Source organism: Xanthomonas sp. LMG 8993, from assembly GCF_009835065.2.
Classification (GTDB): Bacteria; Pseudomonadota; Gammaproteobacteria; order Xanthomonadales; family Xanthomonadaceae; genus Xanthomonas; species Xanthomonas arboricola.
Window position 1 is genome coordinate 631786 of record NZ_QVIF02000001.1, and the last position, 11953, is coordinate 643738.

At 67.7% G+C, this 11953-nt stretch carries 8 protein-coding genes; 3 read left to right on the top strand and 5 right to left on the bottom strand.

Translation table 11 applies throughout. The features are described 5' to 3' along the window. Positions 1–111 precede the first annotated feature (111 nt). Positions 112–2589 carry a membrane-bound PQQ-dependent dehydrogenase, glucose/quinate/shikimate family gene (locus DYQ94_RS02695; RefSeq protein WP_160954989.1) on the top strand — a complete coding sequence of 826 codons (2478 nt, stop codon included), beginning with the start codon at positions 112–114 and terminating at the stop codon, positions 2587–2589. A gap of 232 nt (positions 2590–2821) precedes the next feature. Here the strand turns inward: DYQ94_RS02695 and DYQ94_RS02700 are convergent, their stop codons facing one another. Beyond that, complete coding sequence (locus tag DYQ94_RS02700) at positions 2822–3550, bottom strand: hypothetical protein (RefSeq protein WP_126965602.1); 729 nt, start codon at positions 3548–3550, stop codon at positions 2822–2824. A gap of 197 nt (positions 3551–3747) precedes the next feature. Between DYQ94_RS02700 and DYQ94_RS02705 the strand changes: the two genes are divergently transcribed. Then, the gene (locus tag DYQ94_RS02705; protein WP_126965603.1) at positions 3748–4845 is read left to right on the top strand and encodes a hypothetical protein; all 1098 of its coding nucleotides are present in this window, start codon (positions 3748–3750) and stop codon (positions 4843–4845) included. Between the two features lie 151 nt (positions 4846–4996). Here the strand turns inward: DYQ94_RS02705 and hutU are convergent, their stop codons facing one another. The 4 genes from hutU to hutI all read right to left on the bottom strand — a co-directional run bounded on the left by hutU (position 4997) and on the right by hutI (position 10519). Continuing rightward, complete coding sequence (hutU, locus tag DYQ94_RS02710) at positions 4997–6664, bottom strand: urocanate hydratase (protein WP_039527941.1); 1668 nt, start codon at positions 6662–6664, stop codon at positions 4997–4999. A 16-nt stretch (positions 6665–6680) separates the two neighbouring features. After that, entirely contained in the window at positions 6681–7541 is an 861-nt protein-coding gene (gene hutG / locus DYQ94_RS02715) for an N-formylglutamate deformylase (RefSeq protein WP_054592817.1), read from the bottom strand. Positions 7542–7758: 217 nt separating this feature from the next. Continuing rightward, complete coding sequence (hutH, locus tag DYQ94_RS02720; protein WP_047124979.1) at positions 7759–9300, bottom strand: histidine ammonia-lyase; 1542 nt, start codon at positions 9298–9300, stop codon at positions 7759–7761. Between the two features lie 13 nt (positions 9301–9313). Further along, a complete protein-coding gene (gene hutI / locus DYQ94_RS02725) occupies positions 9314–10519 on the bottom strand; it encodes an imidazolonepropionase (protein WP_126965604.1) in 1206 nt (401 codons plus the stop codon). A gap of 60 nt (positions 10520–10579) precedes the next feature. Between hutI and DYQ94_RS02730 the strand changes: the two genes are divergently transcribed. Then, on the top strand, positions 10580–11950 hold the full coding sequence (locus tag DYQ94_RS02730; RefSeq protein ID WP_160954988.1) for a formimidoylglutamate deiminase: 1371 nt from the start codon (positions 10580–10582) through the stop codon (positions 11948–11950). Positions 11951–11953: the final 3 nt, after the last annotated feature.

Sequence of the window (11953 nt, forward strand, 5' to 3'; positions counted from 1 at the left end):
CAGTGTTTTTCGGCGGCGTTCGCAAAGAACGCGGTTTTTTCACCGCGGCGGGTCGAAGGTTGGGGGTGGTGCGGCGGCGTTGCGTCGCCGCAGATCGAAGAGGAACAACTGATGACGACATTGCATCGTCCTTCCCGTCGCGGCCACTGGGCGCTGGCGACGTTGGGAGGCGTGATTGGAGTGCTGGGCGCCGTGCTGCTGGCAGGCGGCGTGTGGCTGGCCGCGCTGGGCGGCTCCTGGTATTACGCGCCTGTGGGCGTGGCCTTGCTGATCGCCGGCGTATTGCTGTTTCGCGGTCGCAATGCGGGCGCGTGGTGGTTTGCCGCAGTGGTGGCGGCGACGTTGCCGTGGACGTGGTGGGAATCGGGCAGCGACTACTGGCGTTGGGTACCGCGGCTAGGCTTGATCGTCGGCTTGGCATTCGTGCTGGCGCTGCTGCTGCCTAAGCTGGAGCGCCCGGTGTCGCGTGCGATGTCGCGCAGCGTGGCCGGCGTTCTGGCGGCGGTGTTCGTGGTGGCCTTCGCGCTCGCCTTCGTGCCGTTTGGGGTGACCGAGGCCGATGGCGCGCTGGCACACGCCGCCGGCATGGCCGCGGGCCTGGTCAAGCGCAGCGCGTCTGCAGCGCCGGCCGCCGCCGACGGGCAGCCGGGCAATGCGCCTGCCGACGACGACTGGGCCGCATATGGACGCAGCCAGGCCGGGCAGCGCTATTCGCCGCTGCAGCAGATCAACCGCGACAACGTTGCGCAATTGAAGCAGGCCTGGGTCTTCCACACCGGCGACCTGCCGAGCAAGCGCTGGGGTGCGGAAACCACGCCGCTGAAGGTGGGCGACAGCCTGTATCTGTGTACTGCGCGCAATCAGGTGATCGCGCTGGATGCCGCCAGTGGCAAGGAGCGTTGGCGTTACGATCCCAAGGTCAAGGACGAGGCGATTCCGTATACGGCCGCCTGCCGTGGTGTGTCGTACTACCAGGTGCCGGTGGCGGCCAACGACGCCGCCGCAGCAGTGGCAGCGGAGGGGGCGCCGCTGTGCCGCACGCGCATCATCGAAGGCACGCTGGATGGCCGCCTGATCGCGCTGGATGCGCGTAGCGGCAAGCCGTGCACGGATTTCGGCAACAACGGCCAGGTCGACATCACCGTCGGCATGGGGCAGACGCCGCCGGGCTATGTGTCGATCAATTCGCCGCCCGCCATCGTGCGCGGGGTGGTGGTCACCGGCCATCAGGTGCTGGACGGGCAGAAGCGTTACGAGCCGTCCGGTGTGATCGAGGGCTTCGATGCGGTGACCGGCCAATTGCGCTGGGCCTGGGATATGACCCATCCGGACTGGAACGGCGCACCGCCGCCGGGCCAGACCTGGACGCGTGGCACGCCGAACATGTGGACCACCGCCGCGGCCGACGAACAGCTGGGCTATGTGTATCTGCCGATGGGCAACTCCACCGCCGATTACTGGAGCAGCTCGCGCACGCCGCAGGAGAATCGCTACGCGACCTCGCTGGTGGCGCTGGATGTCACCACCGGCAAGCCGGTGTGGAATTTCCAGACCACGCATATCGATGCGTGGGATTACGACCTGGGCTCGCAGCCGAGCCTGATCGACTTCCCCAAGAACGGCGTCAACGTGCCGGCAGTGTTGTTGCCGAGCAAGCAGGGCGAGTTGTACGTGCTGGATCGGCGTACCGGCAAGCCGCTGGTGGGCGTGGAAGAACGCGCAGTGCCAGGCGGTGGCGTGGAGCCGCAGATGCGTGCCAAGACGCAGCCGTTTTCGCTGTACCACACGCTGCGCAAGCCGGATCTGACCGAGCGCGACATGTGGGGGATGACGCCGATCGATCAGCTGGTCTGCCGTATCCAGTTCCGCAAGGCCAGCTACAAGGGCATCTACACGCCGCCGGAAGCCGACCGCCATTCGATCGAATACCCCGGCTACAACGGTGGTTCGGACTGGGGCAGCGTGTCGGTGGATCCGCAGCACGGCGTGATCGTGGCCAACTACAACGACATGCCCAACTACAACCTGCTGGTGCCGCGCGCCAAGGCCGACAAACTGGGCTGGGCACCGCGCGATGAAGCGCGCGGCGATGCAGGTGGCGCGGAAGGTGCGGGCGATCCGCAGGCCGGTACGCCGTATGCGATCAACGTCAACGCCGGCTGGCGCCTGCCGTTCACCAAGCTGCTGTGCAAGCAGCCGCCGTATGGCGGCATCCGTGCGATCGATCTGGCCAGCGGCAAGACCCTTTGGGACCGCCCGTTCGGCAGCGCACGCGGCAATGGTCCGTTCGGCATCCGCTCGGGTCTGCCGATCGAGATTGGCACGCCCAACAACGGCGGTTCGGTGGTGACGGCCAGTGGCTTGATCTTCATTGCCGCAGCCACCGACGACCTGATCCGCGCCATCGATCTGGCCACCGGCAAGGAGCTGTGGCATGCCAAGCTGCCGGCCGGCGGCCAGGCCAACCCGATGGTCTACGCCTACAACGGCCGCGAGTATCTGGTGATCATGGCCGGCGGGCACCACTTCATGGAAACGCCCGCAGGCGATGCCGTGGTGGCCTACGCGCTGCCGCAGCAGGCACCATGACGCAGGCAGGGACCAAGCTCGCCAACCAAGGCAAGCCGGCCATTCCCGAGGCCTGAAACGAAAAAGCGCACCCCAAGCGGTGCGCTTTTTTTATGGGCAATCGCATCACAGCACTCGCCAAACACCCTGCACCGAGTAGCGGTCAATTACCCGTTGACCTAACAGAACCCCGCACCCACGCTCTTGCGATTCCCGATTCCCGATTCCCGATTCCCGATTCCCGATTCCCGACTCACCCAACATTAGCCGCAACCGCATCCTCCATCACCGCATCGCGCACATCCTGCGCCAGCGTCGCCTTGACGATGATCGAACGGATGGCATCGGTGGCATCCGACAGCGGCACATCGCTGCTCAGGCGCTGGAAGGTGTCGCGGCTGTTGTAGCCAGACCCGTCCTTCAGATAGTGGTCGTACATCGACAGCAGATCCTGGCAGGCGGTGATCAGCGCCGCGACGTTGCCGCGCAACAGGGCATAGCCGATCTGGTCGAAGCTGTGCAGGCAATCGGCCAGCCAGTGCAGGTCGTAACGGGCGGTGGCCGGTTCCGGCGCAGTGTGGCCGCGGCTGTAGGCGCTGTAGCGGCGCAGGCTGCGTGCCACCCGTGCGACGTGCGCGAACAACGTGCCGATCTCGTTGGCGATATCCAGCCGCTGCACCATCACCATCGGAATCACCTGGCTGTCGGCAGCCGGCGCCTGTTCGGCGGCGGTTTGTTCCTGCTGCTCCAGCGATTGCTTGAGGACGGTGTAGCTGCGCTGCAGCGATTCCAGTTCCAGCAAGCTGGCGGCCGCACGCGCCTTCGCCTGCGAGAGCGCGGCCTGGTAGCGGGCAAGGCTGTCCTGGGTGCTGGCGAGCTGGCCGGATTCGGCGCGCAGCTGCCTGCCACGCACGAACGCCAGCACGGTGGCAATCAGCGCCCAGAGCGCGAATGCAGGCACCAGGTAGATCAAGATGCCCATGGAGAGTCCTCGAAACGTTGCATACCTTGTCGGCCCGCACGCGGCGGACTTGAGGGCAATCGCCGAGAATGTGATGGGCAACGATGTCCTCGCTTGCAACCCGAAGCCGGAAGCTTTCGCGCCCCCTGACCAAAGGCACGTGGCGGGCGGTATCCCGGCATGCTCGAATCAGCGCACTCGCCAGCCCGGAGCCTTGCATGCGCAGATGGATCGATCGCTGGCCGCCAACGCTGCGGCGCGTCCGCTCCGCCGGACTGATCTGGGTCGTGATGTGTGCCACCGTGCATGCCGCGCCAGCCGTGCCAGCCATGCCGTCATCGGCACCCGTGCAGGTGGATTACAGCGAGGCCACGGACCTGTTCAACCTGCTGGATAACCTGTCGGACTGGTTGCCGGGCTATACGGCGCCCGTGTATCGCAGCTATTTCGAAACCCATGGTGGGCTGGACCCGGCCGATCGTGCAGCACTTGTGGCCTACGCAGATTTCCGTCGGCGCACCTCGGGGCTGGCAAAGGACGACGATCTGGAGGTGCTCGACCGTGTGTTTGCGCCAGATGCCACCCGTGAGGTGGATCCTTTTTCCCGGCATTTCCTCGGGAATGCGGGATTCGAGGCCTCAGCGGACGCCGCCATTACCGAGCAGTCGGCAGACGACCAGGCGATGTTGCGCGCGTATTTTGCCCGCTTCGTTCCGCGCGCCAGGCGGCTGGTCGCCGTTGCACCGCGTTTCGAGCAACAGGCGCGCGAGCTGGGCGAAGAACTGTCCAACCCCGCCGTCTCGCGGTTGGCAGCGCAGATGCGGGCGTTCTTTGCAGTGCCGGAGCCTGCGGTATTCCAGGCAAGATTCGTCTGGTGGCCGGAGCCGGACACCACCCAGGCCAAGGTGCGCGGACGCACCATGCTGCTGTATTCGCAGCATGATGCGCGTGCCGGCACGGCCTCGATGGACTGGGCGCCGATCGTGTTGCATGAATTGAGTCACTACCTGTCTGCGGGGCAGCCATCGGCGCGCAAACGCATGCTCGCTGCCAACTTTGTGCGGCTGTGTCCGGGTGCGGCTACCTTGCGTAATCCGCTCAACGCGCTGGAAGAGCCGTTGGCGGTCTACTGGGGACAGTATCGCTTCGAGCAGGCGGTGCGCGGGCGTTTGCTGCCGCCGTCGTCGCAGTGGTATATCCAGGCGGACGCCGATCGCGCGGCGAAGGCGATCGCAGCGGCCTATCCCGCAAGCGGGGCGGCACCGGTGCTCGATGACAACGCATTGCTGGCCGCTGCTGCATCGGCCTGCAAGTAGACCGTGATGGAGCTGGAAGCCGCCGGCAGAACGCGGCGGATCGTCGTCGCCTGCTGCGGACGCTGCGCCCACAACCGGTGATGTCCGCGTGCTGCATGCCGACCGCATACGGCGTGCACGCGGTCGGCGAAACAGCCGGGGCCGAGAATCCTCAGCCGAGAATGCCGGGCAAATCCAGGCCTTTTTGCTTCGCGCAGTCGGTGGCGATGGCGTAGCCGGCATCGGCGTGGCGCATCACGCCGGTGGCCGGGTCGTTCCAGAGCACGCGCTCCAGGCGTCTGTCGGCTGCCTCGCTGCCGTCGCAGACGATGACCATGCCGGCGTGCTGCGAGAAGCCCATGCCGACGCCGCCGCCGTGATGCAGCGACACCCAGGTCGCACCGGACGCGGTGTTGAGCAGGGCATTGAGCAGCGGCCAGTCGGAGACCGCATCCGAGCCGTCGGCCATGGCCTCGGTTTCGCGGTTGGGCGAGGCGACGCTGCCCGAATCCAGATGATCGCGGCCGATCACCACCGGCGCCTTCAATTCACCGCTGCGCACCATCGCATTGAAGGCCAGGCCGAGCCGATGGCGGTCGCCCAGACCGACCCAGCAGATCCGTGCAGGCAGGCCCTGGAAGGCGATCTTTTCGGCAGCCATGTCCAGCCAGCGATGCAGATGCGCATCGTCGGGAATGAGCTCCTTGACCTTGGCATCGGTCTTGGCGATGTCGTCCGGATCGCCACTGAGCGCGACCCAGCGAAACGGACCGATACCGCGGCAGAACAGCGGCCGGATGTAGGCGGGCACGAAGCCGGGGAAGTCGAACGCATTGTCGACGCCTGCTTCCAGCGCCATCTGGCGCAGGTTGTTGCCGTAATCGACGGTGGGCACGCCGAGTGCGTGGAAGGTGAGCATGGCGCGGATGTGGTTGGCCATCGAGTCGCGCGCGGCCGCTTCCACTTCTTTCGGTGCGCTCACGCGTTTCGCGTCCCATTCCTCCACCGTCCAGCCCTGCGGCAGGTAGCCGTTGATCGGGTCGTGCGCGGAGGTCTGGTCGGTCAGCAGGTCCGGCTTGACCCCGCGTAGCAGCAGCTCGTCCAGCACGTCTGCGACATTGCCGAGCAGGCCGACCGACAGCGGCTTCTTCGCCGTGCACGATTCCTCGATCAGGCGCAGCGCTTCGTCCAGGTCGTCGGTCCAGGTGTCCAGGTAGCCGGTGCGCAGGCGCATGTCGATGCTGGAACGGCGGCATTCCACCGCCAGGCACGAGGCGCCGGCCATTACCGCGGCCAGCGGCTGCGCGCCGCCCATGCCGCCCAGGCCACCGGTAAACAGCCACTTGCCGGCCAGGCTGCCGCCGTAATGCTGGCGGCCCATTTCCACGAAGGTTTCGTAGGTGCCTTGCACGATGCCCTGCGCGCCGATGTAGATCCAGCTGCCGGCGGTCATCTGGCCGTACATCGCCAGGCCCTTGCGATCGAGTTCGTTGAAATGCTCCCAGCTGGCCCAGCGCGGCACCAGGTTGGAGTTGGCGATCAGCACGCGCGGCGCATCGGCATGCGTGCGGAACACCCCGACCGGCTTGCCGGACTGCACCAGCAGGGTCTGGTCGTCGTCCAGGCGCGTTAGCGCGGCGACGATCGCATCGAAGGATTCCCAGTCGCGCGCGGCGCGGCCGATCCCGCCATAGACCACCAGTTCCTGCGGGCGCTCGGCCACGTCCGGGTCCAGGTTGTTCATCAGCATGCGCAGCGGCGCTTCGGTGAGCCAGCTTTTTGCGGTGAGCGTGGTGCCGGTGGCGGCGCGGATGACGCGGGTTGCATCGTGACGGGTCATGCCGGTTTCCTTGCAATCAACGGTGCGCCGCAGGCGGCGTGGTGGCGGAGGAGTGAGCGGTGGTATTGGCAAACTGCAGGCAGGCCAGCAGCACGTGACGCAGCACCGCGCGTAGTGCGACCGCATGCGCGGGGAGCCAGGGCGTGGGCCAGTTCTGCGGGGTGATGGTGTCCGGCTCGCGCATGTAGCCGCGGCACGCCAGCTCCATCTGCAGCGTATGCACGCCATGCCCGGGCTGCGCGTAATGGCGGGTGATCCAGCCGCCCTTGAAGCGCCCGTTGCGCACGGTGCTCGAGCCGCTGCTGCGGCATAGCTGCTCCACGGCATCGGCCAGGGCCGGATCGCAACTGCGGTCGTCGTTGCTGCCGATGTTGAACTGCGGCAGCTCGCCATCGAACAGATGCGGAATATGCGAGCGGATCGAATGCGCGTCGTAGACCACGATGCTGGCGTGCTGCGTGCGCAGGCGCGCGATCTCGGCAGCGAGCGCAGCGTGATAAGGGTCGAACCACTGCGTGCGGCGCCAGGCGATCTGCGCTTGGTCGGGTTCGGCGCCGTCGGCATACAGCGGCTGGTTGTCGAAGGTGGTCAGCGGACACAGGCCGGTGGTGTTCTGGCCCGGGTACAGGGACGCTCCGCTGGGGTCGCGGTTGACGTCGATCACCGAGCGCGAGATCGCGGTGCGCACGGTGGTGGCGCCGAGCGATTGCGCGAAGTCGTACAGCTGATGCACCCACCAATCGGCATCGCGGCGTGCCAGCCAGGGCGAGACGAACTGGTCGACCATCTCCTCGGGCAGCTCGGTGCCGGTATGCGGGAAGCTGAGGATCAGCGGCGCATCGCCGCGGTGGATCTCGAGCCAGGGCAGGGCGCTCATCGCGGTGCGCCTTGTGCTGGTGCGATCGTCAAGGCGCGACGATGTCGCGCCTGCGTCCGGCCGGCGCGCACCACGGCCTGACGCGCAAGCAGTCCGCGCGCGCGTATCGGCCGCAGTGCATGGTCGTCGCGCAGATGCGCGCTCGGCGGTGACGCGAGACCTTGCGCGTGCGGACACCACGCTGCCGAGGTCATTCCAGCAGCTGCGACGTGGCGCGTCATGCGTGCTGCTCCACGCCTGGCAAGGCAATGGCGACCGCCTGCGCGAGCGCGCCCGAACGCACCAACGCACTGGCCGCCAGCATGTCGGGATGGAAATAGCGGTCGTCCTGCAGGGTCGGCACCTGCGCGCGCAGCAGGGCGCGCGCGGCTTCCAGCGCGGCGCTGGAGCGCAGCGGCGCATGGAAGTCGCAGCCTTGCACGGCCGCCAGCAATTCGATGCCGATCACGTGCGCGGCGTTCTCGGCCATCGCCAGCAGACGCCGCGCGCCATGCGCGGCCATCGACACATGATCTTCCTGATTGGCCGAGGTCGGAATCGAATCGACACTGGCCGGATACGCGCGTTGCTTGTTTTCCGACACCAGGGCCGCAGCGGTGACCTGCGGAATCATGAAGCCGGAATTCAGGCCCGGGCGCGGGGTGAGGAACGCCGGCAGGCCCGACAAGGCCGGGTCGACCAGCATCGCGGTGCGGCGTTCGCTGATCGAGCCGATTTCGCAGACCGCCATCGCCAGCATGTCGGCTGCGAAGGCCACCGGCTCGGCGTGGAAGTTGCCGCCGGACAAGGCCTCGCCGGTATCGCTGAACACCAGCGGGTTATCCGAGACACCATTGGCCTCAATCTCCAGCGTGCGTGCGGCCTGACGCATGATGTCCAGCGCCGCGCCCATCACCTGCGGCTGGCAGCGCAGGCAGTACGGATCCTGCACGCGCACATCGCCGAGCCGGTGCGATTCGCGGATGCTCGAATCGGCCATCAGCGCGCGCAGCGCGGCAGCGGTGGCGATCTGCCCCGGCTGGCCACGCAAGGCATGGATGCGCGCATCGAACGGCGTGTCCGAGCCCTTGGCCGCTTCCACCGACAGCGCGCCGGTGACCAACGCGGCCTGCAACACGGTTTCGATCTCGAACAGGCCGGCCAAGGCGCAGGCGGTGGAGAACTGGGTGCCGTTGAGCAGCGCCAGGCCTTCCTTGGCGCCCAGCACGCGCGGCTGCAGCTGCGCCTGCGCCAGCGCGTCGGCGGCAGGCAGGCGTTGCCCGCCGACGAAGGCTTCGCCGACGCCGATCATCACCGCGGCCAGGTGCGAAAGCGGTGCCAGATCGCCGGAGGCACCGACCGAGCCCTGGCACGGCACCACCGGTGTGATGCCCAGGCGCAGCATCGCGTCCAGCAATGCCAGCGTCTGCGGCTGTACCCCGGAAGCACCCTGGGCCAGGCTGGTGAGCTTGAGCGCCATCATCAGCCGCACCACCGGCACCGGCGTGGGCTCGCCGACGCCGGCGGCGTGCGAGAGCACGATATTGCGCTGCAGGGTCTGCAGGTCCTCGCGTTCGATGCGCACGCTGGCCAGCTTGCCGAAGCCGGTATTGACCCCATACACCGGCTCGCCGCGCGCCACGATGGCCTCCACCGTCTGCGCGCTGCGCAGCACCGCGGCCGCGCAGGCGTCGTCCAGCACGACGTCGGCGCCGCGATACAGCGCACGCCACTGCGCCAGCGTGACCTGGCCGGGCTGCAAGACAATAGAAGCACTCATGACGACTCCGGATTCAGCAGGAATGCCCGCGCCAGACGCGGGCATGAAGAGGGTTGAAGCCCATGCGGTAGACCAGGTCGGCCGGCGCATCGATGTCCCAGATCGCCAGGTCGCAGTGCAGGCCGGCGCGCAGCCGGCCCAGTCGCTCGCCGCGCCCGAGTGCGCGTGCGGCTTCGCGGGTGAACCCGGCGATGCACTCGTCCACGGTCATGCGGAACAGCGTGGCGGCCATGTTCATCGCCAGCAGCGGGCTGGTCAGCGGCGAGGTGCCCGGGTTGCAGTCGGTGGCCAAGGCCAGCGGCACGCCGGCGGCGCGCAACGCCGCGATCGGCGGCAGCTGGGTGTCGCGGGTGAAATAGAACGCGCCCGGCAACAGCACCGCGACGGTGCCGGCGCCGGCCATCGCCGCAATGCCGGCGTCATCCAGGTATTCGATGTGATCGGCCGACAACGCGCCATGGCGTGCGGCCAGTTGCGCGCCATGCTGATTGCTCAGTTGCTCGGCATGGATCTTGATGTCCAGGCCATGTGCCTGCGCGGCACGGAAGACCTGTTCGGCCTGCGCGGGCGAGAACGCCAGATGCTCGCAGAACACGTCCACCGCCTCGGCAAGCCCTTGCGCGGCGATCGCCGGAATCATCTGCGTGCAAACGGCGTCGATATAGCTCTGCGCATCGCCGCCCGGCGGCACCGCATGCGCACCGAGGAAGGTCGGAACCACTTCGACCTTGCGCAGTGCCGCGAGCTGGCGTGCCACGCGCAGCTGCTTGGTTTCGTCCTCCAGCGTCAGCCCGTAGCCGGATTTGATTTCCAGCGTGGTCACGCCTTCGGCGAGCATGGCGTCCAGGCGCGGCAGGCTGGCGGCCAGCAGCGCTGCGTCGTCGGCGGCGCGGGTGGCGCGCACCGTGGCCACGATGCCGCCGCCGGCTGCGGCAATCTCGGCATAACTGGCACCGCGCAGGCGTTGCTCGAATTCGTTGGCGCGATTGCCTGCATACACCAGATGGGTATGGCAATCGATCAGGCCGGGGCTGATCCAGCGGCGCCGGCAATCGTGCGCAACGTCCGGCGTCACCGCCGGGGCCTGCGCGGCCGGGCCGGCGTAGGTGATGCGGCCGTCCTGGCAGGCCAGAACGCCATCGTCCACGATGCCCAGGCCACCGTCTGCTGCGTCCAGGGTCATCAGCTGTGCGTTGTGCCAGAGGACGTCGCAATGCATGGCGCAGGCTCGTGGTGTCTGATATGTATATACAATAGAACCGGCAATCGAGGGTGTCCAGTGGCAGACCAACAGGTGCAGGCGTTGTGGACGGCGCGGGCTCTCCTGCCCGATGGCTGGGCGGGCGACGTGCGGATCACGCTGGCGCAGGGGCGCATCGCCTCGGTGCAGCCCGGCACCGCACCCGCTGCCGGCGACAGCCGGGTCGAGCGGCTGCTGCCCGGGCTGGGCAACCTGCATAGCCACGCATTCCAGCGCGGCATGGCCGGGCTGACCGAAGTGGGCGGGCGCAGCGGCGACAGTTTCTGGAGCTGGCGCGAGTTGATGTACCGCTTCGTCGACCGGCTGGACCCGGACAGCCTGCAGGCGATTGCCGAACAGGCCTATGTGGAAATGCTCGAAAGCGGCTTCACCCGCGTCGGCGAATTCCATTACCTGCACCACAGCCCCGGCGGCGCGGCGTATGCGCAGGCCGGCGAAATGTCCGGGCGCATCGCTGCTGCCGCCGCCAACACCGGCATCGGGCTGACGCTGTTGCCGGTGTTCTATGCGCATGCGGATTTCGGTGGCGTCGCGCCCAGCGCAGCGCAGCGTCGTTTGATCCACGACCTCGACGGTTTCGCGCGGTTGCTGGACGACTGCAAGGGCAGCCTGAAACCATTGCCGGATGCCGTGCTCGGGCTGGCGCCACACAGCCTGCGCGCGGTCACGCCGGAGCAGTTGGCGGCGTTGGTGCCGCTCACCGATGGCCCGATCCATATCCATATCGCCGAGCAGCAGCGCGAGGTCCATGCCTGCCTGGCCTGGTCCGGCCAGCGCCCGCTGCAGTGGCTGCTGGCCAATGCGCCGGTGGATGCGCGCTGGTGCCTGGTGCATGCCACGCATGTGGACGCGAGCGAGCTGCAGGGCATCGTCGGCAGCGGCGCGGTGGTCGGGCTGTGCCCGATCACCGAGGCGAATCTGGGCGACGGCTTGTTCCCGATGCAGGCATTTGCCGCTGCGGGTGGGCGCTTTGGTGTCGGCTCGGATTCGAATGTGTTGATTGACGCGGCCGAAGAACTGCGCCTGCTCGAATACGGCCAGCGTCTGAAGCTGCAGGCACGCAATGTGCTGGCGCAGGCGGGTGCCTCCAGCGGGCGTTGGTTGTTCGAGCAGGCGGGCGAGGGTGCGGCGCAGGCCCTGGGCATTGCGCGCAGCGGCATCCGGGTCGGCGCATCGGCCGATCTGCTCGAACTGGACCCGACCCATCCGGCGCTGCTGGCCCGCAACGACGATGCGCTGCTGGACAGTTGGCTGTTCGCCGCGCGCGGCGGTGCGGTGCGCACCGTCTGGCGCGCCGGGCAACCGGTCGTGCGCGACGGGCGCCATGTGGATCGCGCGCGGATTGCCGCGCGTTTTGCCGGGGTTCTGCGATCGCTGCTGAGCAAATGAGTG